This window comes from Bacillus sp. AFS053548, from assembly GCF_002575105.1.
Taxonomy (GTDB): domain Bacteria; phylum Bacillota; class Bacilli; order Bacillales; family Bacillaceae_G; genus Gottfriedia.
In genome coordinates this window covers 21035-46207 of the sequence record NZ_NUHI01000085.1, presented here as the reverse complement: position 1 = coordinate 46207, position 25173 = coordinate 21035, and the positions used below count along the sequence as shown (strand labels likewise).

The following is a 25173-nucleotide window of genomic DNA, read 5'->3' as shown; positions in this document are numbered from 1 at the left end:
AGACGTATGGTATAATGACATAAATTGTAATGTATTTATAATACATTTTTAGGAGGAGCAACATGAATTCAAATATTGAAGTATTATCAACAACAAAAATTGAATATACTAGAGATTTATACAAAATTGTTGATAGTTTAAATCGTACTTTAAAAGAAAAAGATTTAATGTTTGGACTTGCACTTGATAAAGAAGATCAAGAATATGCGGTATTTACAATTTATCGAACATAAATGAGGTATATATGAAAAAATGGTTAGTCATCCTTGGATTAAGCATCATTTTTCTTTCATTATTTTTAATCGCCACTTATCAATCATCAATTTCAAAGCTAAATGATGATAAAAAACACGCCGAAGAGCTTGTTTTACATCAACGGTATTTAAAATCTGTGGAAACTTCTGATTATTTCCATGGAAAAGAACAAGCGATTGTTGTAAGTGGTAAAGATGATGCAAATAATGAAATGATCGCGTGGGTACAGGATGGAGAAGTTATTACACGAAAGAAAAGTGAAGGATTGACCCAAAAACAAATCATTGACAAAGTAGTCAGTGAGAGAAACCCAAAAAAAATACATAAAGTAAAGTTAGGAATAGAGAACAAAATACCACTTTGGGAAGTAGTATATATAGACCAAAACGGCCGATATAATTTTTACTACGCTGCTTTCGAAAATGGAGAGCTTTTAAAACGTTATAGTATTTAGGGGGAAATTAACAAGATGAAACTAGCAAAAAGAGTAAGTGCACTAACACCATCTACAACACTAGCTATTACAGCAAAAGCAAAAGAGATGAAAGATCAAGGAATTGATGTAATTGGATTAGGAGCAGGTGAACCTGATTTCAATACACCAGTTGAAATTATTGAAGAAGCTTATTCAGCAATGCTTAAAGGCCAAACTAAATATACTCCTTCAAACGGTTTACCAGCTTTAAGAAAAACTATTTGTGATAAGTTATTGAAAGATCAAGGATTAACTTATTCTCCAGGTGAGGTTGTTGTAACAAATGGTGCAAAACATGCACTTTACACACTTTTCCAAGCGATTTTAGATCCTGGTCACGAAGTAATTATTCCGACACCTTACTGGGTAAGCTATCCCGAGCAAGTTATATTAGCAGAAGGTGTACCAGTATTTATTGAAGGTTATGAACATCAACAATTTAAAGTAACACCTGAACAAATCGAAGCAGCAATTACAGAGAATACAAAAGCGATCATTATTAATTCACCAAGTAATCCAACTGGTATGATTTATGATGAGCAAGAATTAAAAGCAATCGGTGAAATTTGTTTAAAACATGATATATTAATCGTTTCTGACGAAATCTATGAGAAATTAGTATATGATGGTGCAAAACATGTTTCAATTGCTTCATTAAGCCCAGAGCTTAAAGAGCAAACGATTATTATCAACGGTGTATCAAAATCTCATTCAATGACAGGATGGAGAATTGGTTATGCTGTTGGTAATAAAGAAATAATTAATGCCATGACAAATCTTGCTAGTCACTCTACTTCAAATCCTACAACAATGGCTCAAATCGCTACGATTAAAGCATACGAGTTAGGCGATGCTCCTGTTGAAGAAATGAGAGTAGCGTTTGAAGATCGTTTAAATAAAACTTATGAGCGTTTAATTTCACTTCCAGGATTTAGCTGTGTTAAACCGAATGGTGCATTTTATTTATTCCCAAATGTGACTGAGGCAGCTAAAATGGCTGGATATCAAAATGTAGATGAATTCTCTACTGAATTACTTGAAAAAGCTAATGTAGCGGTAATCCCTGGTTCAGGATTCGGTTCACCTGATAATATCCGCCTATCATATGCAACATCTCAAGTACAGTTAGATAAAGCTTTAGATCGTATTGAGCAATTTATGAAAGCAAGTATCTTAAGTTAATTTTAGTGGAAACACATATTTTTAAACACTAAAGCTAAGCATATGCTTAGCTTTTTTTATACATTTTTTGTTTGAATTTTAAGCACCACTAAGCAAAAACTATTCCCACTTTATTAAACAGACATATCCTTAATTAAATAATTTATTAGTTGGTTTTTTAAATACTAAATAGATATACTAAAATAGAGGTGTGATTTACATGCCTCTATTTATTTTTATTTCACGAGTTTCTTTTACTGTATAATTTATGTAATCATGCTATACTATGCTAGAGGTGTTCGAAGTGAATAATAATAGCATTCTAAACTGGATTCAATTTGGGAATATTAGTATTCCAAATCTACTTCTCAGTCATTATTCTTCTTTAAACATAAATGAAGAAGAACTAGTCATGATTCTACAGCTTTACTCTTTTCAACAACAAGGTCATACGTTTCCAACACCTACTCAATTAGCAAATATTATGTCAATAAATGAACAAAAATGTATGGAAGTTATTCGAGAACTTCTTAAAAAGGGTTTATTAGAAATTACGGAAGAGATTGACCATCATAATTTACGATGTGAGGCATATTCACTTTCTCCGTTATGGTTAAAATTAATTGATTTGACCCAGAAGGGTCAACAATCAAATGAAAAACTTACTATTCCTTCAATTATTGAACAAGAAGAAGAATCAATTTACTTAGTATTTGAAAAAGAATTTGGTAGATTATTGTCTCCTTTTGAAATTGAAACTTTAACAATGTGGATGGACCAAGATGATCATAATGAAAAACTAATAAAAACTGCACTTAAAGAAGCAGTTATAAGTGGGAAATTAAATTTTCGTTATATAGATCGTATTCTTTTTGAGTGGAAGAAAAATGGAATAAAGCAAGTAGACCAAGCAATGAATTATAGTAAGCATTTTAGAAAGAAAGAAACAAGAGAACCACAAAACGAAACAAAGTATACAGGATCAATTCCTTTTTATAATTGGCTTGAAAAATAAAGCGAGGACATGCTCCTCGCTTTATTGTGTAAACAATGTACAAAAAATTTGATCAGACTGTCTGAAAGCGTTTGTCTTTCGAGGCGTGAAGCCTGGTGAGGAGGGAGTTACCTTTAAACGGTAATGAGTACCACAGACATGCGAATCAACGAAGAAAGCGAGCGGTTGGCGGGCAGTCTGAAGCGTGGATATACTCCTCGCTTTTGTTTAAGTAAGGAGTGTTTTGAGATGTTAAATAAACAGCAAATAAATGAGGTTCTTAATATAATTGGTGACATGTTCCCCGATGCACATTGTGAATTAAACCATAAGAATCCGTTTGAATTAGTAGTAGCGGTCGCTTTATCCGCTCAATGTACTGATGTTTTAGTAAATAAAGTAACAAAAAATCTATTTGAAAAATATAAAGAACCTCAGGATTATTTAAATGTTACTTTAGAGGAATTACAAAATGATATTCGCTCAATCGGACTTTTCAGGAATAAAGCAAAAAATATCCAAAAATTAAGTGAAATGATTATTAATGAATTTAATGGAGAAGTTCCACGAACTAGAGAAGAACTTGTAAAATTGCCTGGAGTTGGTAGAAAGACAGCTAATGTAGTAATGTCAGTCGCATTTAATATTCCAGCAATCGCAGTAGATACTCATGTTGAGAGAGTTTCAAAAAGATTAGCTATATGCCGTTGGAAAGATTCTGTTTTAGAAGTAGAAGAGACATTAATGAAAAAAGTTCCGATCGAAGACTGGGGAGTAACTCATCATCGACTCATATTTTTTGGTAGATACCATTGTAAAGCTCAAAGGCCGAGTTGTGAAGTATGTCCTTTACTTGATATGTGTAGAGAAGGGAAAAAACGAATGAAAGTGAAGAAAGTAAATGACAAATAGTATTTATAAGGATTTTATTGTTACGCCATTTTATAAAGACAATGCTAATGAACAAATAATCAATGAAGAAATCAAAATTAAAAATAAACCGTTTTTTTATGAAAGCAATCAGATTCTAGTTAATAAGAGCTTTAACATCCCGAATGAAAGCGATGAAATTATTAAAGAGATGATTAATGAATGGAAAGAGGAATCTGAACACATTTCTAACTACTTTAAGCAACGGAATCGAAAACTTGCGTGTGAGCCGATGATAAGAGGCCTAGCTAATTTTATATCAATTCTTACATGGATAAATGGCCAAATGCTTCTTAATTTAAATAATTTATTACTTGAGTTAGATAAATTAAAGATTAAGCCAATCAATTTAGACGAGCGTATTAGTTTTGTATTAAATCAACCAGATCACTATCACTCTTTCATTCAACTTTCTGGCTTATATACAGAGTTAGAAAAGCTTTATTATAAGCAAAAAATAACCTCCTCAAGATGAGGAGGCTTATTTTAGATTTAGAGTAAATTGGTTATACTTAGGCTCAATGTTTAGATTAATTACATAGAAAAACCTCCTCAAAAAACGAGGAGGTTTTTAATTTATGCAATAATATTACGTTCCAACTTATTAAATCGATTATTAGTGTATGAATCTGAGTTATACGAAGTTGGATTCGTATTAGTTGGTTTTGATGGTTTTGATGGTTTAGTTGGATCTGGTGTAGTAGGAGGTGTAGTTGGATTTGTATTACCATCACCAGTACCGCCACCATCACCAGTACCCGTACCATCACCAGTACCGTCACCAGTACCGTCACCAGTACCACCGTCACCAGTACCACCGTCACCAGTACCAGTGCCGTCACCAGTGCCAGTGCCGTCACCAGTGCCAGTGCCGTTACCATTACCATTACCATTATTACCGTTGCCATTACCATTATTACCGTTGCCATTACCATTATTACCGTTACCATTACCATTATTATCAGCTGGTGGGGTAGTAGGCTCTTGGGTAGTAGTTAAATCGACTGTAACAGTAACCGCAGCACTCTTAGTTTCGCCATTTGTTGCCACGATTGTAATTTTTACTTTGTTTCCAGCTACGATGCCATTAATTTTTGCTGATGTTCCATTTACTTTTTGAGTTTGGCCTTTAACACCGTTAATATCATAGTTAACTTCAAAAGTAGTAGAAGCAAGTAAATCAGAAGGATACTGCCAATTTAACGAAACACTGCTCGTTTTTTCATCATATTTCGCTGTAACACTTTTAGCTGGATCTAATGTATCAGGTGTAGGTAGATCATCCATTTTTTCACCTTTAATATATAATTCGTCTTGTACCTTTACAACTGAGCTTGGTTTATGAAACTCAGATGAACGATCAGCTGTTGCTGCTAACATATCTCTAGCAATATATTTAGCTAGATTTGTTGATGTCTTACTTAAATAATGACCTTCTTTATTTTTCTCATATCCAGTCCATACCGAAATAGTAACATCTGGAGTATAACCAACAAACCAACTATCTCGAGTTGCGTTTGAAGGGAAGCCATATTTGTCTTTTACTTCTTGTGGGTAGTTTGTAGTACCAGTTTTACCTGCCATATCTAGTCCAGGTACATTAGCTCTACCACCCGTACCGCCTGGAGCCTTAACAACGTCACGTAGCATATCTGTAATCATATATGCAGTGTAATCGCTCATTGCTTGTTTTGGTTCAGGAGCTAATACTTTTTCAGTTTTATCTTGATAGATAATTTTTGTAACAGCATGTGGTTTTATATAAACACCGCCATTACCGAAGGCTGCATATGCACCTGCCATATCCATTGCAGATACACCTGTAAAACCACCGATTGCATGAGACTCATAAAAACTGTCCTTTTGGAAGTTAAATCCAAGTCCGTTACCAAATTCACGTGATTTATCTAATCCAACTTGCTGCATTGTTTTTAAAGCAGGAATATTTCTTGAACCGATTAACGCCTTACGAATCGATAATTTACCTTTATATGATTTATCAGCGTTTCGAATAGGTGTCCCATCAGAATATTGATATGGCTCATCAACAAGTTGATGGTTAGTAGACCATTTTAAATATTGAATTGCTGGACCGTAGTCTAGGATTGGTTTAATAGTTGAACCAGGTTGTCTTTTAATATCTGTTGCAAAATTTAAACCGCCACTAGTTGTATTTCTTCCAGCACCTACAGCCTTAATTTCACCTGTTTTAGTGTCAGTTAATACAAAACCAGTTTGGAAATCATCACTTGGATAAAATTCAGATCCTCGATTAATAATTTCATCTGCTTTATCTTGTGCTTTTGGATCTAAAGTTGTTTCGATTGTTAATCCATCTGTATTTATATCTGCATCACCGTATTTTTTAACCTCATCCATAACGACATCAATGAATGCTTGATATTTTGTTTGTCCACTTTCATGAACTTTAACTATTGATTTCTCCGGAATTGCTTTTGCTTTAGCATATTGTTCATTCGTTATATAACCATATTTTTTCATCTGGCTTAATACAACATTTCTTCTAGCTTCTGATTCAGCCGGATGTTTTGCTGGATTGTAGTTATTTGGACTTTGTACCATACCAGCAAGTGTAGCTGCTTCAGGTAACGTAATTTTCGATAAATCTGTACTAAAATATGTTTCACTTGCTTTTGCTACACCATATACTCCTCGGCCTTTTAGACCATTAGAGAAGTAAACTTTATTTAAATACATTTCTAAAATTTGTTGTTTAGAATATTTTTGTTCAAGCTGGAATGATAAATACCATTCTTGTACTTTACGTTTAATTGTTTTTTGTGGAGACAAGAATGAGTTTTTGACAACTTGTTGAGTAATTGTACTACCACCTTGTGATCCAAATCCACCAGTAATATTAGCTAAAACTGCGCCAAGCACACGGCGGATATCAACACCTTTATGTTTATAAAAACGTACGTCCTCAGTAGCAATAAAAGCATCTTCTACTACTTTAGGAATCTCGTTATATGAAACTTTCGTTCTTTGTTCAGTTCCTAGCTCAGCAATAACATTCCCATTTTTATCTAGAATCGTAGACGATAAAGGTACTTTAAGCTTTGATTCATCAAGTTTAGGTGCATCACTTACTAAATAATAGAAAGTTCCAACTCCCCCGAGAATACAAAGTACCGCTAAAGTTAATATTGATAAAGTAATCTTTTTCCATAAACCTTCACGTTTTTTGGGTTTCACATCTGAAGGCTTTTCCATTTCCATTTGTTTTCGTTCCTGTCGTGAACTATACTCTTTTGCCATTTTTTTGTTTCTCCTGCCTTTCAAATGAACTTAATGAAATTATTAAAATATTAAATTACAAAAAGTTCATCGATACATTTTAAGTAAGGAACAATGATTGGATAACTTGATTTAAGTAACGTTCCATACTCTTTGCATTCTTCTCTAGAAATTGATTTTCTTCCACCATCTGTTTGCCTTTTCCAAAAGGTAAGAATATCAGTTGCTTTCATAAAATAAATTTCATTATATAATGAAAATTTTAATATGACAAACGAAATTCCACCATGATTCAGTACATTTTCCATATGCTCTATTTGGTGTAAATGGAAATTTTGTAAAGGAAAACTAGTCTTATTATTGGTTTCCTTAGCTTCAAAATCAATATACTTCCCTTTATAGATGCCATTATAGTCGGTAGTTGATGGTTGCTTAAAATAGGCTTCTCTAATAACTGCAGCACTTCTTTTTGGATAGTCTACTTTTACGATTTGTACAGGTGTTGGTTTTTTATGTATGTTTGCGATGTTATTTGATAAATAATACGTATTAGTAGCATTTAAATCATCTTCAAGGGACATTCCGCGATTACTATACGTATTATTTGATTTTACTTGTATTTCGTTATTTTTTTGAACTACATTATTTCTTCGATTTGGGTAACTTATTGTCATAAAACCAACTCCACCTTAATTTACATACAACTTGTATTATAGCACTAAAACAGATGTTCGTGTAAAAAAATACCAGATTGCTTGGGGTGAGTCAATGAATGCAAACCATGAAAGCTGGAAAGGTTTCATAAAAAAAAGAAGAGAAGATCACAATTTATCACAGGAAGAAGCAAAACTTATTGATTTAATAAAGAAAGAAACAGTTAAATATAATGCAGATAATATTTCTAGAACGATTGCATACCAAGAATATTTTTTAAGACAAAGTGAAATAGAGTGGTCTTTTCTTGCAAGTATGGTGTCACGTAATGCAGGCTATAACATGACTGATTTAGAAAACCAAATATTCGTTAATGGACTAAGTCTTAAACAAAGAAAACAGCTTTTTATGACGTATGAACGGGCAAATTGGATTATTTTTTTAGATGCATTTCCACAGTTACTTCTTTTTGAATATTCAAAAGTGAAAAATAAGCCATTATTTTATTTATTGAAATATTTTTCAGTATCTAGTTTTATGGAAATTGAATGGGAGAAATATTGGACGGATCGTGATAAGAAAAGACTAGTTTATTCATTGATTATTAACGAACAAAATATGATTGAAAGACCTGTCATTCAAAATAAATTTTTTAAAAGTGAAGTTTTTAATTCTTTAGCATTTAAACTACAGGAACAATTAAAACTTAGTTATGTTATATTTCCGACAAGTAATGGTGAACTATATGGACTCGGTGTTTACCAATTTGAAGATTTAACGAAAAGGATTCAAATTGGTAAACAATTATATTCAATTTTATTTCACGAGGATTTACACAATGAATTTATCGTTTTTGCTATGCAAACTAATCACACAGGCAGTAGAAGTGATTATGAGGGGTTAGTTGGAATTACAAGTTCTAATAATCCGAAATTAAGAGATGTTTATCCAATAATTCCTCACACACGAACTGCTCTAGATGATTGGTATACAAATAGTAAAATTTTAAATGAATGGTATGAATATGAGGAAGTTATTAATGGAGATAGTTTTAAACAATCTTTTTTAATAAAGCAAGAGCTGCTTGGTTCATTGTTAAAATTGAAAGCGATTTTTCAATAAAAATGTTAGCTTTTTTTCACACTGTTGAAAAACAAACCTTGTCAATTAATTACTCATTAAAGCCATTTAATAGATCATCCAAAAAAAATGATAATTTCATCATTAATAAATGTTCAGCTAATGTCAGTTTTCTCTATTGACCATTTTATATTTCAACATTCAGAAAAAAGCTAGCACTAATATGCTAGCTTTTTTCTTTTTAATCGATTTTTCAATAGAAAGAATGTCGATCAAAATCGAGTGTTCCCATTGGTTATGTAGCAGGGATATTAGGACCATCTAATTTTGGATTACCAGTTTGTTGACTTTTACTTTTTTCTTGTTTTTTCTTTTTTTCATTTTTGTTTTTTGCCATTTGAAACACCTCCATGTAATATACCTTTCCCAATTCTGTTCAACGTTACAAGTTTTTTTGTCGAAATTATAGATGAAAATACCTTTATTCACTTTGTTTAGCGAAATAGTTCTAGTTTTGTCACTAGGGAAGGAGGTAGATGAATTGTTGTTGAATTTATTCTGTAAAGAAAATTTAGAAAAATAGGAAGAGGAGTTGAACTGTATGGAGTTAATTCAAAGAGATGATTTTTTTCGAGCAATTGATGAATTTTTAAATGAGGTTGAATTTATTGAGCACTCCTTAGCTTTAAGAATTGATCAAAAATGTGATGAAGAAAAGAATTTACTTTTAAATAAGATCCAGTCAACAACAGTGCATCTTCATCATTTTGAAAAGAAAGTAAGTCAAGCAAAAGAGGGTGGTAGTTGGATCTCAACACCATTTTTAGGAAGACAATTAGCATTTAATATTTAATAAATATATATAAAAGTAAAACATATTTGTTTTTAATGAAGGGGTAAGAGAATAATGGAATTAAATAAAGCGATACACATTTACTATTTAGTAAATGTGTATCGCTTTATTTCTTATAATATTATATTCCCGATAACTAAATTGGCTTACAAGCGCCAAATAGTTCAAGTTCTTTAACTAATTCTCTGTAATGTTGAATAGTAACCTCACCATTTAGGTAATTTTGTTGTAAAAAGTCCATTAATTGATTAAAGTCAGTTGGTTCGAAACTTTTTGATGAAATAAACTTGCTCTTTAATTCTTGTAAAGTCATTATTACCCCTCCAACATTAAAATATAATTAACAACTTGTATAACTAAATAAAATGTACCATAAATATTTAAAATTTAAATTTTTTTAAAAATTTAAACTTCCGACATATTATGACAAATAGCGCATAAGATAATAGAAGTAACAGAATAGGCATTTGTAACATATTTATAAATGAGAAAACTTATAATGGATGTGAGAATATGAAATCTCAAATGTTTCCTCCAAATCATTCAGATAACAGCTTTGAATGGTTTAGAAAGCAAAACCAAATGATTGATGAGAATTTTAATTTTCCAGAAATGAATCAAATATCTAATGAAAATCAGCGTTACTATGGAAATACAATTCAACCTTTTTCCCAAAACCCTACTATGAATACACTACAACCGCCAGTTCAATCGCAACAGACACAACATGCACAATCGACTCAACTAATACAACATGCACAATCGACTCAACTAATACAACCAGCTCAACCAACTCAACTAACCCAATCACCTCAAACAATCCAACAATCACAGATGATTGAGCCATCTCCTTATGGGGGATCATCAATACAAACAGGTAGTTATGATCAAAGTCAAATGCAGTATGCAACACCACAACACTTTCCAATGCAGCATCCTACTGTTTCATATAACCAAGGGTATCAATACGATCCTAATTATTATGGAGTGATGCAAAACCAATATCCATATATGCCAATGTATCCTTCACAATTCGGTAATCAAACGGACTATTTAAGCAGCCCTCAAAATCACCAGTATTCAATGCAACCTCAACATGCTCAAATGCTACAACAAGGTCCATTTACAACTCCATCAATGTTTGCGCCTACTACACCTTATCCAACTCAACCCAAAAAATTAAACCAACAAAATAATAATGGTCAATCTTTTCAGTTTTCATCAATATTAAATCAATTTAAAAATGGTTCAGGTTCATACGATGTCCCAAAAATGATGTCTACTGCTGGTCAAATGATGAATACCATGAATCAAGTAGGTGGATTATTTAAACAAATAGGGGTTTTATTCAAGTAAAAAAAAGCCAGGATCTCCTGGCTTTTTTAAATCGTAAAAAGAATTTACTTTCTATACTATTAATCATTTCTAGATAAAGAGTGTACAAGCTTGTAGCGGTCTGCTCTGTAAACAGTTAATTCGTACTCTAAAACTTTGCCACTTCTTAAATAAGTTGTACGATAAATTGCTAATACGGGACAATTCGGAGGAATTTCTAATAATTGCGCTTCTTCTTCAGAAGGCATTCTAGCTTGAATCGATTGATCAGCATATTGAATAGGATCTGGAATATTGGCATTTACATAATCAAAGAATGATTTTTCTAAAACACTTTGATTAAGGTTTGGAGCAATATCGCATGACACGTGGATACTTTCAATCGACATAGGAATTGAGTCTGCTAAACGGACCCGTTTTATAAAATAAATAGGATCGTTTTCTTTTATCTTTAGTATATTGGATAATGCTTTATCAGAATTTAAAATATCAAATTGAACTAATCTACTACTCGGTTTTAAACCTCTCTCAATCATTTCTTCAGTGTAACTATTTAATCTACTAATTTTTTTTTCAACTTTTTGACGACTAACAAATGTACCTTTACCTTTTTGTCTGTAAACAATTCCTTCTTGAACTAAATTATTTAATGCTTGTCGAACGGTCATACGAGATATTTGGAATTTCTCTGAAAACTCTCTTTCTGATGGAATCAATTCATCAGAAGGGTATTCACCTGAAGCGATTTTACATTTTATGTATTCTAATAATTGATGATAAATTGGTATTGGGGAATTTTTGTTAATCATTTTTTACTCCTTGAATTGCATTAATTATCTATATTTAAAACGATTTCATAACTCATTTTAAAGGAATAAAATGCATTCGGCAATCATTGTGTATACTCGAAAAAATCAGAATATTTAAACTTTTAATCATTATTAAATTTATTGTTGTGAAATATGTTCAAACCTAATAAAATAAAAAAGTTGACATTAAAGTATATTTAGGATATTGGAGAGGATAATTTTGAACAAAATACTTTTTTTATTTTTTTTCACAATTACATTAACATTAATTATTTTTACAAGTTTTAAACAAGCTTTATATGTAATGTTATCATAAAATTTCGACGAAAAAATTTTAACAATAATATTCCTATCACAATAACTAATCTAAAAGGGAATAAAATATCCTCTATGAGCAGCAATCAAATATTGAAATATTGATCTTTAATTGGTCTTAATAGTTGATTTCCACTAAGCTTATGACTACTATTCAAAGTTAAATATTAGATTCCCTCAATATAAATTTCTACATTTGAATATTATTTAAATGATTTTTGCGAGATAAATTTATACTTACAATATATATTTGTTACTAAATATTTGAAATAAAGCAGAGTATTTAATAAAATAAAATTTAATTTGTGGAAGAACTTTTAGTTCTTCCTAATTTATTATTGTGAGGTAATATGAAGATACTACTTATATCTGGTTATAAATCATTTGAATTAGGAATTTTTTCGAATAAACACGATGCAGTTAAGTACATAAAAAAAGCAATAAAAAATAAAATACTTTTATTTATAGATGAACTAGAATGGATTATTATTTCAGGGCAAATGGGTACTGAATTATGGGCCGCAGAAGTAGTATTCGAACTACAGCTTGATTATCCCGAAATAAAGTTGGGTATTTTTACACCATACGAAGATCAAGAGAAAAATTGGAATGAAGCAAATAAAGAATATTATAATGAAATCTTAATTGGGGCGGATCACGTCGACTCAATTTCAAGAAAGCCATACGAATCTCCAATTCAGTTAAAAGCTAAAAATGAATTTTTAGTTAGTAAAAGTGACGGATGTATTTTATTTTACGATAATGAAAAAGAAGGGAGCTCTAGATATTTATATGATTTAGCATACAAGAAAAATGAACTATTTAATTATCCTGTAGAAATCATCACATTTGACGATTTACAAGTGATTGCAGAAGAGTCATTTGAGAATGATGACAATAAATATAGGGAAATATAGAATAGATAATTGACAATTTATGAAGAGTTTGAAAAAATAGAAGGTAAATATTTCTAAATGTTTTGGGGTGACACACATGGAATCAACAAAAATAAAACTAAGTATAAAAGATATCCTAAATAAAGAGTTTAAAGTTTCAATGCGAGGATATAATCAAGAAGAAGTGGACCAATACTTAGACAGTATCATTAAAGATTATGAATCGTTTCAAAATCAAATCGTAGCCCTACAACAAGAAAATGCAAAGTATAAAAAATTGTTGGAGGACCAAAAGAACACAGCTACACCTCCACCATCACCTTTTAATAATACGAATACTGATGTTCTAAAAAGATTATCAAATTTAGAGAAGCATGTTTTTGGTAGTAAACTATTCGAATAATTTTAACTTAATTTATATTTTAAGAAAGCATTGCAAACTTAAGTATTATTTACTATACTAATAAATGTTCGTTTCAATATGTTCGGGTAATCGCTGCAACGCTTGACGTTGTTGAGGAAAGTCCATGCTCGCACAGTCCTGCGATGGCTGTAGTGTTCGTGCCCATCGAAGTCATAAGATAGGGTAGCTGTGTAATCAGCTAACGGCAGGGAACGGACCTAAGTCCTTTATGGATATGGTTCTACTACCTTTAAAGTGCCACAGTGACGTAGTCCTCGAAGAAATGAGAGGAGTGGAACGCGGTAAACCCCACGAGCGAGAAACCCAAATTATGGTAGGGGAATCCTTTCAAAGGAATTGAACTGAGAAAGGGACAGATTATTCTGTAGATAGATGATTACCACCTAGTAGTACGAGGCGAGAGCCGCTTGAAGTACGAATGGTACAGAACATGGCTTACAGAACATATGAAATGATGAAACTGTTAAAAACTCTTCATTCTATGGAGAGTTTTTTGTAATTTCGACGTAAATTGTCCATAATGAAAATAGGAATCAAAATGAAAATATGAAAAGAAAAGTTCATTCTTAATATGAATGAGATAGGTGGTTAAATTGGCGAAATATACATTAATTGCTACTGCTGCAATGGGGATCGAAGCTCTAGTCGCTAGAGAAATAAAAAGCCTAGGGTTTGAAGATGTAGTAGTTGAAAATGGTCGAGTATTATTTAAAGCGGACGAAGCTGGAATTGTGAAAGCAAATTTGTGGCTTAGAACAGCTGACCGAGTGAAACTTCGTGTTGGTGAATTTAAGGCAACCTCATTTGATGAATTATTTGAAAAAACAAAAGCCCTACCTTGGCATATGTTTATACCAAGAAACGGTCAATTTCCTGTGTCAGGAAAATCGCATAAATCAAAATTATTTTCAGTATCAGATTGCCAAGCAATCGTCAAAAAAGCAATTGTTGATAAATTAAAAACAATCCAAAATATTCAAGGTATGTTAATTGAAGATGGTCCATTATTTCGAGTAGAGGTCTCTATTTTAAAAGATATCGTAACATTAACGATTGATACTACTGGTCGTGAAGGCTTACATAAAAGAGGGTATCGTGTAGATCAAGGTGAAGCACCATTAAAAGAAACACTTGCGGCTTCATTAGTATTACTAACGAATTGGAATGCTGATCTACCTTTTGTTGATCCATTTTGTGGATCTGGTACAATTCCAATTGAGGCTGCCTTAATTGGACATAATATCGCTCCAGGATCGTTTAGAAGCTTTGCGTCTGAAGATTGGCATTGGATCGGTAAAAAAAGATGGAATGAAGCAAGACAAGAAGCAGAAGACTTAGCAAATTATGATCAAAAACTAGAAATAATCGGTTCAGATATTGATCATCGAATGATTAATGTTTCAATAGCGAATACTGATGAAGTTGGATTATCAGATTCAATTGTATTTAAACAAATGCAAGTAAAAGACTTTACTACTAAATCTGAGTATGGATATGTTGTTACCAACCCACCATATGGTGAACGATTAAACGATCGACCTTACGTTGAAAAGTTATATTCAGATATGGGGAATGTTTTTACAAAATTAGATACATGGTCAGTGTATCTACTTACTAGTCATGAGGGATTTGAACAATTTTACGGTAAACCAGCAACAAAGAAACGTAAATTATTTAATGGTTTCATTAAAACTGACTATTATCAGTACTTTGGAAAAAGACCTCCAAGAAGAATCGAAGAGTAAAAAGGTTAAAAAGGTTAAAAAGGTTAAAAAGGTGTTCCCAATGTCTATTCAGACGATTGGGGCACCTTTTTATTTATAATAACGTATTTCGTTATAGTTTTTACGAACAAAACTTGAACAAAAATTGAATTCGTTTTGTTAGCACTATAAATTTATTGCAGGTACAATTCTAAAGCCATGATTTTTTTCAAGTGAATGTGCAACATGCCAATTCGTTTCTGCAGTACTTTTATATTGAGTGACAAGATCATGGAATTCATCATTAGAGAAACTCTTTTCATGCTGAAGTAAATAAAGGTCTCTTACAACACTTATATCATCATTTGTATCAAAATTAGTCTGTATTAAAGAATATAAGTACAAATAAACACCTCCAAACTACCATTTTTATGATTATTTTATAGATTTCCCGATAATTCGAATGTTATTGCCATTAGATAATTTTGAAATATAATCATTTTTCTTTTAAATGAAGAAAGATAATTTGTTACAATAAATCTAGAAAAATAAGCCAATTTAAAGGACTGATGAAAAATGAAAAAACCACGTATTGGAATGGTAGGATTAGGCAATATTGCACAAAAAGCATATCTACCAATTCTTACAAAAGAAGAAAACTGGGATTTTATCGGTGCATTTTCACCAAATAAAGAAAAACGTAAGAAAATATGTTCACAATATCGAATTCAAGATTTTGAAAGCTTGGAATTACTGGCAGAACAAAGTGACGCAGTTTTTGTACATAGTGCAACTAGTTCACATTTTGAGGTTGTATCGTATTTACTAAATAAAGGTAAAGATGTTTATGTTGATAAACCTCTAGCAGCTACATTGCCAGAATCAGAGAAATTAACTGAATTAAGTATTAAACTAAATCGAAAACTTATGGTTGGATTCAACCGCCGATTCTGTCCAATGTATGTGCAGGCAAAAGAACAGGCAAAGAATATAGCGGTAATCAGATTTGAAAAACATCGAGAGAATAAAGTTGGGTCTAATTCATTCGAGTTTACGATGCTAGATGATTATTTACATTTAATTGATACAATTAGATGGTTTGCAGATGGAGAAGTTAACTTAATTAATGGTAGAGTCAAACTTACTCATACTAATCAATTAGAGTATGCTACTCACCAATTTGAATCGTTAAAAGGAGCTACTATTAATTCAGTAATGCACCGAATGGCAGGAACAAATCTTGAGCGCTTAGAATTAATTACTGAAGGTTCGATTATAAGGGTAAAAAATATGAACAACTTCGAAGTAGAACAAAATAACTCAATAAATAATTCTTTTTCATCATCATGGGACACAACATTAAAACAAAGAGGTTTTGAGGATTGCATTAACCATTTTATCAATTGCTTAAACTCTGATGAAAATCCATCAATCAATGGAGAAGAAGCATTAAAATCTCAAATGATTGTTGAAGAAATGATAAAGCAGGCAAAAGGCTGGTAAAGTTAACTAGAAAGTTATAAGAATTTAAAAGCAAATTTATTTCGTTCAAAATATACAATTCACTTAGTCTTTAGGTAATCATGCCTTATTTCCCTTGCCTTTCCCTCACATTTTTTGTATGATAGCGGGTAGAGACAATTTTTAAATAATATAATGGATCGAATAAATTTGCAAAATTAAAGTTCTCAAACGAGGACTTTTTCTTTTTAATTTACATTTTGGGGGTAGCAATGAGTCATTCAACTAAATTACCTTTTGAGGTAGGAAAGCAAGACCAATTCATTGAAAAGCTAGGGGAATGGATTGGGGACGTTTTTTACGATTTATTACCAGATGCAGGCTATGAATTAAGAGATGAGCAAATTTTTATGGCTTATCAGGTTGAAAGAGCGTTTAAAGAAAAGAAAGTTATTTTTGCTGAAGCAGGCGTTGGTACAGGTAAAACGTTTGTCTATTTACTATATTGTTTATGCTATGCAAGATATACAGGTAAGCCAGCTATTATCGCATGTGCTGATGAATCTTTAATTGAACAGCTAGTAAAGAAAAATGGGGATATTGAAAAATTATCGAATGCTTTAAATTTGTCAATTGACGTTAGATTAGCAAAATCAACTACAAATTATCTATGTTTAAAAAAATTAGATTTACAACGTTCAGAAATTGATGTTTCGGATGCTGTTTTAGGTGTTTATGAAAATTTACCAAGCTTTGTAAATGATTATGGTACACTCCAAAAATTTACTCCATATGGAGACCGTACAGAATATAAGGACTTAACAGATGAAGAGTGGGATACAATTTCATATGATTATTTCCAGGATTGCTCTACTTGTGAACAAAGACATAGATGTGGACAAACTCTATCAAGAGAACATTATCGTAAAGCAACTGACCTAATTGTATGCTCACAAGAATTTTATATGGAGCATATTTGGACGGTAGAATCTAGAAAACGTGAAGGTCAATTGCCATTACTTCCTAATCCAAGCTGTGTCGTATTTGATGAAGGACATTTACTTGAATTTGCAAGTCAAAAATCGTTAACTTACCGTCTGCAACAAGAGACATTAAATACATTTTTATCATTTTTAATGCAATCAGGTACGCGTGAAAGCTTCCAACAGTTACTAGAAGATACATTAGAAACGTACGATCAATTCTTTTTTGAATTAGATAATAATACTGAAGAGGTTGAAGGATCTAGACGTTTTAAACTGAATATGAATGAAAGATTAATTAAGTTAGCAAGGAGATTAAAGTCTCAAATTAGTAGCATTGGTGATGAGTTAGTCTTTGAAAGTGAAATGTATACGATTGATGAATATCAGTTAAATATTGTTGATGAGCATTTAGATGATGTTGAACGTTGCTTAAATTTATTTATTAATGAAATTACAGCAATTCAATGGATTGAGTATAATCAAAATGAATTAATATTAGTCATCATGCCAAAGGCTGTAAATGAGCTTTTACAAGAAAAAGTATTTAATCAAAAAATGCCGATTGTATTCTCATCTGCAACTCTTTCTCAAAATAGTTCTTTTGATTATATTGCAGGTAGTTTAGGGATAAAAGATTACTTATCATTTTCAGTTAATTCTCCGTTTGATTATAATGAACAAATGAAAATAGAGTTGTATCAAGTAGATCCAACCAAAATTGAGGAAAAAAATGAAAAGATTATTGAGAAGTTAATGGATAATAACGGAAGTACATTAATTCTCTTCAATTCAACTCAAGAAATGAAAAAATTTAAACTGCAAGTTGAAAAAGAAAAATTAGACTTCAATTTATACTTTGAAGGTGAAGAAGAAATTAGTTCGATTGTACAAAAATTCCAAGAAGATATTAACGCGTCTTTATGTGCTGTTCATTTATGGGAAGGATTAGATATTCAAGGAATGTCACTAAGTCAAGTGATAATCCATGCGCTACCATTCCCGCCAAATGATCCTGTATTCCAATCAAAACGTCAAAATTCACAAAACCCTTACTTCGAGATTGATGAGCCGTATATGTTATTAAGATTACGCCAAGGTATTGGACGACTAATCCGTAGTCATGAAGATAAAGGTAAAATCGTTTTATTTATTGAGAATGATCTAAACAATGAAACGAAAGATAAAATCTTAAACAGTTTACCAGTTAATCCATCTTAAAAAGCTAGCATTCGCTAGCTTTTTTAATTACAAATTCCAACTCTAGTTTTACTAAAATTGCATTCAAAAAATTCCTTAAATGCGAAAAAAGCTGTATCTCCAGTTGTTATACGATGGCCATCAATCGGTAAATAATTCTTTTCAGCACGAATATTTTTAGTTATTGGACCATCTGGTAAGTAAGTTGGGCAAACAATCGTCCAATTTAACTGACTTTCATTTAATAAGTTATAAGCTTTTTCATGATCAGTTGCTGCAGTTGTTGATTTGCGTTTTGATTCAGAGCTTTTATAACGTAGAATGGTTGGATCTACTCTTGATTGTAAAATACCAGCAGTTCCAATTGTAACGATCCTACCTATTTTTTTCATTTCAAGAAGAGGGATTAGAAGTCCCATTGTTTTAGATAAAATATTCTCACCTCCAGTATTTAAGGCAGAAATTACTCCATCAACGTTTTCTAAAGCTAAATTTAAATCTTTTTCATTTAGCGTATTTCCTTTTAAAACTGTAAGAGCTTCATGATGAATCGTTATTTTTTGTTCATCTCTTACTAAAGCAATTACTTCACATTTTGCTTCTAATAATAAATCCACTAAAAAAGTACCGACTCTTCCAGTTGCTCCTAATAATAATATTTTCATAACATCACCTTGCTGTATTGTACAATATTTTTATTGATTATGTCTTTTATATAAACTTAATCATATGATTTCTGATAATAAAATTGCTTTTGAAGCTTAATATTAATTCATTTTAAAAGTTATGATAGAATGAAATTAAAATCCTAATATTTAGAAATGAGGGGTAAATATGGAAATTAATAAAATCCAAGAAGAATTTACTGACTATTTAAAGAAGATCGAAAATTATAATGAAGCAATTAATGTTATGTATTGGGACCTAAGAACGGGTGCGCCTAAAAATGGGGCTGAACAAAGATCAAATGTCATCAGTGAGCTTTCAGCAGAAGTATTTGAAATGACAACATCAAGTACGATGGAAAACTATTTAAATTTATTGGAAAAAGAAATAGGCACAGGAAACTTAAGTGAAATCATTGAAAAATCTGTTAAGGAATGTAGAAAAAATTATGATTTAAACTGTAAAATCCCTAAAAATGAATATGCAGAATATGTAAAGCTTTGTTCATTAAGTGAAAATGCTTGGGAAGACGCTAAAACTGAAGGTGACTTTAGTAAGTTCCAACCATATTTAGAGAAAATTGTAGCAATGAAAAAGCAATTCATTGAATATTGGGGCTACAAGGATAAGAAATATGATACATTATTAAGTTTTTATGAACCTGGTATGACAACTGGGAAGCTTGATGAAGTTTTTGGTAAAGTAAGAGAAAGTCTTGTACCATTAGTTGCGAAAATTTCAAATTCGCAAACTAAACTAATTCGCGAAGAATTGTCACAACCGATTTCAATTGCTCTTCAAAAAGAAGTTAGTGAAGAGATACTTGTAAAATTAGGTTATAATTTCGATTCTGGTCGTTTAGATGAAACAGTTCATCCATTTCAGATTACTTTAAATCCTGGTGATGTTCGTGTAACAACGAAATATATAGAAGATAACTTTATGAGCTCGCTTTTTGGAACCATTCACGAATGTGGCCATGCACTTTATGAGCAAAATTTATCATCGAATTTAATTGGGACACCATTATGTGAAGGTGCATCGATGGGGATTCATGAGTCTCAATCATTATTCTTTGAAAATATGATTGGAAGAAGTAAAGAGTTTTGGGAAGCTCAGTATGAAAGCTTAATTGCAAAAACTGGTGAGTATTTTAAAAATTTATCGGTAGAAGAATTTTATAAAGCAATAAATCATAGTGAACCATCGTTAATTCGAATTGAAGCGGACGAATGTACATACCCATTGCATATAATGGTTCGATATGAAATTGAAAAAGAACTGTTTGATGGTGATTTACAAGTAAAGGATTTGCCAAAAGTATGGAATGATAAAATGGAAGAATACTTAGGTATCATTCCATCAAACGATCGAGAAGGAGTTCTTCAAGATGTTCACTGGGCAGGTGGAGATTTTGGTTATTTTCCTTCGTATGCATTAGGTGCAATGTACGCAGCACAGTTTAAGCATAAAATGAAACAGGATTTAAGCGATTATGAAACAATCTTAAAAAGCGGTGAGATTCATCAAATTGTTAATTGGCTAACCCTTAATATTCACCAATATGGAAAACTAAAAGAACCGAAAGAATTATTAGTAGATGTTACAGGTGAAGATTTAAATGTAATATACTTTATTGATTACATAGAAGATAAATACTCTAAATTGTATAATTTAGTTTAATCTAATTCGTATGGATGGAGGTTGTTAAGAACCTCCCCATACTTATAATTAAAGATTAAAGAAATCATAAATAAATGATTAATTCCAAGTTATTATTTTTTTATGTTTTTTTAATAAGTTCAAAGAATAGACATATTTAGATATTTAATTAATTACTTTTTTATAGTATTATAGATAAAAATGAAAGCGTGTTCAAAATTGCTTATTAAGAAGAGTTGAATTTAATTAGGTGAAATATTGAAGATCTAAAGTAACTGAAATTAAGTTCAAAAAATATTCACATTTAGAAAGACTTAAGATATTTTTTTATAGTATTATAGATAAAAATGAAAGCGTGTTCATACTTTTTTGAAAAGGAGGTAATTTGAATGTTTTTTAGGACAGCCAGATCTTTAGAACGAAATATTGAAGAAAAACGAATCAAGTTGCAAGAAGCTCAAAATCAAAATAATGACAATCATCAAGAAGTAGTAAAGATTCGTCATCAGTTGGACACTGATTTAAGAGAACTACAGAAATTATTGAAAACGGTTGCAGTTAAACAATCAAAAATTAATATTAAACCAATATGAAAAATAGTACATAGACCACAAAATATTTTTTGTGGTCTTATTTTTTTCGTAATGGAAAAAAAATCACCTCATTTATTCAAAAATGCTAATTATGTAGCTTGTATAAAAAAATTAAGACAAATAGTTAAAAATCACTAATCAAAATCAAAATTCCATAAGTATAATAGAGTATATCGATTAATATCCATTTTTTTATAAAAATGTGGAATGAGGTTCTAGATGGATTTTGAACTGGCAAGTCGTATTAGAAGATTGTTTGCAGCTTGGATCGATGGCTCTATAAATCTTTTATTTTCTAAACTGGGGTTACTAATACTTGGGTTAGAAAGTAAAGACATTTTAGATTTATTTATGTTTAGTAGTAAGCAACTGTTTCTATATTCAATTTGGTCGCTACTATTTATTTTCCTATTTTATGTCATAGTACCAACCTATATTTGGAACGGACAAACAATAGGAAAAAGATTATTAAGTATTATGGTTGTGAGGGATACAGATGACTTAGTTGATTTCAAAACAATGACATTACGTTCGATATTCGCTTTTGGTTGTCAGCTAAATTTGCCAATATTTATAGAAGCAATCGGAATTTTGTATCTAATAGATCTCTTTTTTATCTTCCGAAAAGATCGGAAAACATTGCATGATTTAATTGCTAAAACGAAGGTTGTTTATTATTAATAGCATTAAAAAATACCCTTTAAAGCTATTTTCAAGCTTTAAAGGGTATTGATCTTATAATGATGTTTTAGCTAAATATTCATCAAGCTGGTCAAATGTACCAGTGAAACCTTGTTGCATAGAATCTTTATTTGCAATAAATGCAGCAACTTCTTCATCAGTAGCATGGATCGGAAAACCTTTTAATGTAATTGTTGTTTTACCATCATTTTCTTCTAAAGTTAAAGTGTTTTGAATTTCCAATGGCCAAACTTCAAAAAATGGAGCGCGAACCATATTACCTTCTTGATCAGAGAATGAATTAACAAATACAATTTTCTCAGGTTCAATAATTTCACCAAAAACAAATAATCCCCACATTACGAATCCGTCTGGTGATTCCATTTTATAGTGGAATTTACCTCCTGGTCTAAATTCTAACGTTGTTACATCCATTTCAAAGCCTGTTGGCCCCCACCAGTTTTTAAGATGTTCTGCTTCTGACCAAACCTTGAATACTAATTCACGAGGCGCATCAACAACCCTTGTTAAAACTAATCCTTGTTCATCTACATTAAACGTATTTTTAATCATTATTAATTCCTCCATTTATTTAATATTGATAAATTAGACATTATTTCCTTCTATAAAAAAGAAAAATAGGTACTTCTCCTTTCGATAATAATTAGTACTAATTAAATTGTGTGCACCGAATAAGCTAAGATTATTTGCCTTGTAATTTTTTTAAATAATCGTCCAATTGATCGAATCTCTGTTCCCAGACGTGTCGGAATGACTTAATCCAAGAATCCATTTCTTTTAGCGGCTGGGGTCTTAGTTTATAAATTCTTTTATTGGCGATTGGTTGAACTTCGACAAGCCCAGCTTCACTTAGAACGCGAAGATGCTTTGAAACCTGTGGTTGTTTAAGTCCTAAGCTTTCAGCTATTTCACCGACTGATAGTGGACCGTCACGTAAGAGTTCGACAATCTGTAACCGGTTCGGCTCTGCAAGAGCAATTAAAGTCGAATTCATAAATTGAATATACCTCATTAGGAATATTCCTGTCAAGGAATATTCGGAATATAAATTTGTGTTGATCTAAAAAAGACTTAAGTAGTATTTACGAAGTGATTAAACAATATTCATTTTGTCGAGAAATATTATTTGAAAAATAAGATAATTCTTATTTATCCATATATTTTTTATGTTACTATTTAGCTGACTCAAAAATTTGATATTAAAAGGTGGGTGTTTTGATGAGCTTAAAAGATTATGAGGCTTCGTTTTTAGAATATGTGAGAAAAATGTTAAACATTGAAGAAGCAATTGGCGTTTTGTATTGGGATCTTCGAACAGGTGCACCTAAAAATGCTGTTATTCAGCGTTCAAATGTAATTGGTCAATTATCAGCCGATGTTTTTAAAATGAGTACTTCAAAAGATATGGCTCACTATTTAATTACAATGGAAGAAGCTATTAGTGCAGGTAAATGTTCGTTAGAAGTTGAAAAAACTGTAAAATACTTAAGAAAGCAATACGATCAAAATACGAAAATACCAGTTGATGAGTTTGAAGCCTTTGTTAAATGCCAAGCAATTTCTGAGAGTGTTTGGGCAGAAGCGAAGGAAGAAAATAATTTTGCTAAATTTGAACCTTATTTAACTGAAATAATTGAGTATAAACGTAAGTTCGTTGAATACTTAGGATATAAAGACTGTAAATATGATACATATTTAGATCAATATGAACCTGGAATGACTGTAAATAAACTGGACGAAGTGTTTTCGGAAGTAAGAAATAAACTAGTACCGATTGTTAAAGCTGTATCGACTAGCGGGAAAAACTTTGAAAAAGAAGAGATGAAAGCATTCGTTTCGACGCAAAAACAAAAAGATATATGTGAACAACTATTAGCTTCGCTTGGTTATAATTTTGATGCCGGAAGATTAGATCCAACTCCACATCCTTTTGCTACTTCTCTTAATTTAGGTGATGTTAGAGTAACAACGAAATATCATGAAAATAATTTTGAAAAAGCCATTTTTAGTACAATTCATGAATGTGGTCATGCACTATATGAGCAAAACATTTCCAAAGATTTGGAAGGTTTACCGATCGCTCAAGGAGCGTCGTTAGGTATTCATGAATCTCAGTCACTTTTATATGAAAAGATAATTGGACAAAGCTATGAATTCTGGAAATCAAATTATCCAAAGTTAAAAGAGCAACTTAATGGAGTGTTAGATAATGTTTCTCTAGATGAATTTTATAAATTGATAAATAATAGTAAGCCTTCATTTATTCGTATTGAAGCTGATGAATTAACTTATCCTTTACATGTAATGATTCGTTATGAAATTGAAAAGGATTTATTAGATGGAAAAATTCAAGTTTCAGAGCTTCCTTCAATTTGGAATAAAAAAATGGAGGAGTATCTAGGAATAATACCTGAAACTGATCGAGAAGGTGTTTTACAGGACGTACATTGGTCAATGGGGCATTTTGGATACTTTCCAACTTATGCATTAGGTGCAATGTATGCTGCTCAAATTAAAGCAACAATGGAAAAAGAATTAACAAATTTTAGTGAATTAGTTGAAACGAATGATTTTCAAACAATTCTTGATTGGTTAAAAGTGAATATTCATCAATATGGTGCAATGAAGGAACCACAACAAATTTTGAAGGATGTTACTGGTGAAGAATTGAATGTGAAATATTTTGTTGAATATTTAGAATCAAAATATACAATATTGTATGAGTTGGAAGAAGTAAATAAATCATAATTTATGAATTAGAAAT

The 25173-nt window shown here is 31.2% G+C and carries 26 protein-coding genes and 1 other RNA gene; 19 read left to right on the top strand and 8 right to left on the bottom strand.

The features are described 5' to 3' along the window. Window positions 1–62 precede the first annotated feature (62 nt). The 6 genes from CN946_RS21985 to CN946_RS21960 all read left to right on the top strand — a co-directional run bounded on the left by CN946_RS21985 (window position 63) and on the right by CN946_RS21960 (window position 4290). Complete coding sequence (locus tag CN946_RS21985) at window positions 63–233, top strand: YpmA family protein (protein WP_082459338.1); 171 nt, start codon at window positions 63–65, stop codon at window positions 231–233. An 11-nt stretch (window positions 234–244) separates the two neighbouring features. Further along, complete coding sequence (locus CN946_RS21980; protein ID WP_098862985.1) at window positions 245–709, top strand: cell wall elongation regulator TseB-like domain-containing protein; 465 nt, start codon at window positions 245–247, stop codon at window positions 707–709. A gap of 15 nt (window positions 710–724) precedes the next feature. Then, a complete protein-coding gene (locus CN946_RS21975; RefSeq protein ID WP_098862984.1) occupies window positions 725–1912 on the top strand; it encodes a pyridoxal phosphate-dependent aminotransferase in 1188 nt (395 codons plus the stop codon). Between the two features lie 283 nt (window positions 1913–2195). Further along, window positions 2196–2906 carry a DnaD domain-containing protein gene (locus CN946_RS21970; protein WP_286134023.1) on the top strand — a complete coding sequence of 237 codons (711 nt, stop codon included), beginning with the start codon at window positions 2196–2198 and terminating at the stop codon, window positions 2904–2906. A gap of 228 nt (window positions 2907–3134) precedes the next feature. Further along, window positions 3135–3797: an endonuclease III gene (gene nth, locus CN946_RS21965; protein WP_098862982.1), complete on the top strand. Its 663-nt coding sequence runs from the start codon at window positions 3135–3137 to the stop codon at window positions 3795–3797. After that, window positions 3787–4290, top strand: a complete 504-nt coding sequence (locus CN946_RS21960) for a YpoC family protein (RefSeq protein WP_098429782.1) — start codon at window positions 3787–3789, stop codon at window positions 4288–4290. The genes nth and CN946_RS21960 overlap by 11 nt, the downstream gene beginning before the upstream one ends. A 101-nt stretch (window positions 4291–4391) precedes the next feature. Here CN946_RS21960 and CN946_RS21955 read toward each other — a convergent pair whose 3' ends face one another. Both CN946_RS21955 and recU read right to left on the bottom strand, forming a co-directional pair. Then, entirely contained in the window at window positions 4392–7094 is a 2703-nt protein-coding gene (locus CN946_RS21955) for a transglycosylase domain-containing protein (RefSeq protein WP_098862981.1), read from the bottom strand. Between the two features lie 50 nt (window positions 7095–7144). Continuing rightward, complete coding sequence (recU, locus tag CN946_RS21950) at window positions 7145–7747, bottom strand: Holliday junction resolvase RecU (protein ID WP_098862980.1); 603 nt, start codon at window positions 7745–7747, stop codon at window positions 7145–7147. 94 nt (window positions 7748–7841) lie between these two features. Here recU and CN946_RS21945 point away from each other — a divergent pair, with 94 nt between their 5' ends. Together CN946_RS21945 and CN946_RS21940 are read left to right on the top strand one after the other, a co-directional pair. Continuing rightward, the gene (locus CN946_RS21945; protein ID WP_098862979.1) at window positions 7842–8849 is read left to right on the top strand and encodes a DUF2515 family protein; all 1008 of its coding nucleotides are present in this window, start codon (window positions 7842–7844) and stop codon (window positions 8847–8849) included. A gap of 559 nt (window positions 8850–9408) precedes the next feature. Continuing rightward, a complete protein-coding gene (locus CN946_RS21940) occupies window positions 9409–9660 on the top strand; it encodes a hypothetical protein (RefSeq protein ID WP_098234187.1) in 252 nt (83 codons plus the stop codon). 136 nt (window positions 9661–9796) lie between these two features. Here CN946_RS21940 and yppF read toward each other — a convergent pair whose 3' ends face one another. Next, entirely contained in the window at window positions 9797–9973 is a 177-nt protein-coding gene (yppF, locus tag CN946_RS21935; protein ID WP_084006691.1) for a YppF family protein, read from the bottom strand. A 200-nt stretch (window positions 9974–10173) separates the two neighbouring features. Here yppF and CN946_RS21930 point away from each other — a divergent pair, with 200 nt between their 5' ends. Then, window positions 10174–11016 carry a YppG family protein gene (locus CN946_RS21930; RefSeq protein WP_098862978.1) on the top strand — a complete coding sequence of 281 codons (843 nt, stop codon included), beginning with the start codon at window positions 10174–10176 and terminating at the stop codon, window positions 11014–11016. 59 nt (window positions 11017–11075) lie between these two features. Here CN946_RS21930 and CN946_RS21925 read toward each other — a convergent pair whose 3' ends face one another. Beyond that, a complete protein-coding gene (locus CN946_RS21925; protein WP_098862977.1) occupies window positions 11076–11804 on the bottom strand; it encodes a GntR family transcriptional regulator in 729 nt (242 codons plus the stop codon). Window positions 11805–12469: 665 nt separating this feature from the next. Between CN946_RS21925 and CN946_RS21920 the strand changes: the two genes are divergently transcribed. The 4 genes from CN946_RS21920 (at window position 12470) to CN946_RS21905 (ending at window position 15184) form a co-directional block, all read left to right on the top strand. Next, window positions 12470–13036, top strand: a complete 567-nt coding sequence (locus CN946_RS21920; protein ID WP_098862976.1) for an SLOG family protein — start codon at window positions 12470–12472, stop codon at window positions 13034–13036. A gap of 76 nt (window positions 13037–13112) precedes the next feature. Further along, on the top strand, window positions 13113–13418 hold the full coding sequence (gene gpsB / locus CN946_RS21915) for a cell division regulator GpsB (protein ID WP_025671532.1): 306 nt from the start codon (window positions 13113–13115) through the stop codon (window positions 13416–13418). 78 nt (window positions 13419–13496) lie between these two features. Then, an RNA gene (gene rnpB, locus CN946_RS21910) (RNase P RNA component class B) lies at window positions 13497–13882 on the top strand. Window positions 13883–14032: 150 nt separating this feature from the next. After that, on the top strand, window positions 14033–15184 hold the full coding sequence (locus tag CN946_RS21905; protein WP_098862975.1) for a THUMP domain-containing class I SAM-dependent RNA methyltransferase: 1152 nt from the start codon (window positions 14033–14035) through the stop codon (window positions 15182–15184). 144 nt (window positions 15185–15328) lie between these two features. On the opposite strand, the gene CN946_RS21900 is transcribed toward CN946_RS21905, so the two are convergent. Next, window positions 15329–15547 carry a hypothetical protein gene (locus tag CN946_RS21900; RefSeq protein WP_098862974.1) on the bottom strand — a complete coding sequence of 73 codons (219 nt, stop codon included), beginning with the start codon at window positions 15545–15547 and terminating at the stop codon, window positions 15329–15331. Between the two features lie 171 nt (window positions 15548–15718). On the opposite strand from CN946_RS21900, the gene CN946_RS21895 reads away from it, so the two are divergent. Continuing rightward, window positions 15719–16645 carry a Gfo/Idh/MocA family protein gene (locus CN946_RS21895; RefSeq protein WP_098862973.1) on the top strand — a complete coding sequence of 309 codons (927 nt, stop codon included), beginning with the start codon at window positions 15719–15721 and terminating at the stop codon, window positions 16643–16645. A 230-nt stretch (window positions 16646–16875) separates the two neighbouring features. Beyond that, complete coding sequence (locus tag CN946_RS21890; protein ID WP_098862972.1) at window positions 16876–18807, top strand: ATP-dependent DNA helicase; 1932 nt, start codon at window positions 16876–16878, stop codon at window positions 18805–18807. A 23-nt stretch (window positions 18808–18830) separates the two neighbouring features. Here the strand turns inward: CN946_RS21890 and CN946_RS21885 are convergent, their stop codons facing one another. Continuing rightward, the gene (locus CN946_RS21885; protein WP_098862971.1) at window positions 18831–19451 is read right to left on the bottom strand and encodes an NAD(P)-dependent oxidoreductase; all 621 of its coding nucleotides are present in this window, start codon (window positions 19449–19451) and stop codon (window positions 18831–18833) included. Window positions 19452–19620: 169 nt separating this feature from the next. Here CN946_RS21885 and CN946_RS21880 point away from each other — a divergent pair, with 169 nt between their 5' ends. The 3 genes from CN946_RS21880 to CN946_RS21870 all read left to right on the top strand — a co-directional run bounded on the left by CN946_RS21880 (window position 19621) and on the right by CN946_RS21870 (window position 22388). Beyond that, a complete protein-coding gene (locus CN946_RS21880) occupies window positions 19621–21135 on the top strand; it encodes a carboxypeptidase M32 (RefSeq protein WP_098862970.1) in 1515 nt (504 codons plus the stop codon). Window positions 21136–21503: 368 nt separating this feature from the next. Then, complete coding sequence (locus tag CN946_RS21875) at window positions 21504–21707, top strand: aspartyl-phosphate phosphatase Spo0E family protein (protein ID WP_069031948.1); 204 nt, start codon at window positions 21504–21506, stop codon at window positions 21705–21707. Window positions 21708–21926: 219 nt separating this feature from the next. Continuing rightward, entirely contained in the window at window positions 21927–22388 is a 462-nt protein-coding gene (locus tag CN946_RS21870) for an RDD family protein (RefSeq protein WP_098429793.1), read from the top strand. A 54-nt stretch (window positions 22389–22442) separates the two neighbouring features. Here the strand turns inward: CN946_RS21870 and CN946_RS21865 are convergent, their stop codons facing one another. Both CN946_RS21865 and CN946_RS21860 read right to left on the bottom strand, forming a co-directional pair. Continuing rightward, window positions 22443–22961 (bottom strand): SRPBCC family protein, encoded by a 519-nt coding sequence (locus CN946_RS21865; RefSeq protein ID WP_098862969.1) that lies wholly within the window; start codon window positions 22959–22961, stop codon window positions 22443–22445. Window positions 22962–23091: 130 nt separating this feature from the next. Beyond that, window positions 23092–23403, bottom strand: coding sequence for an ArsR/SmtB family transcription factor (locus CN946_RS21860; protein ID WP_025671541.1), 312 nt, complete (start codon window positions 23401–23403; stop codon window positions 23092–23094). 224 nt (window positions 23404–23627) lie between these two features. On the opposite strand from CN946_RS21860, the gene CN946_RS21855 reads away from it, so the two are divergent. Further along, window positions 23628–25157 carry a carboxypeptidase M32 gene (locus CN946_RS21855; RefSeq protein ID WP_098862968.1) on the top strand — a complete coding sequence of 510 codons (1530 nt, stop codon included), beginning with the start codon at window positions 23628–23630 and terminating at the stop codon, window positions 25155–25157. Window positions 25158–25173: the final 16 nt, after the last annotated feature.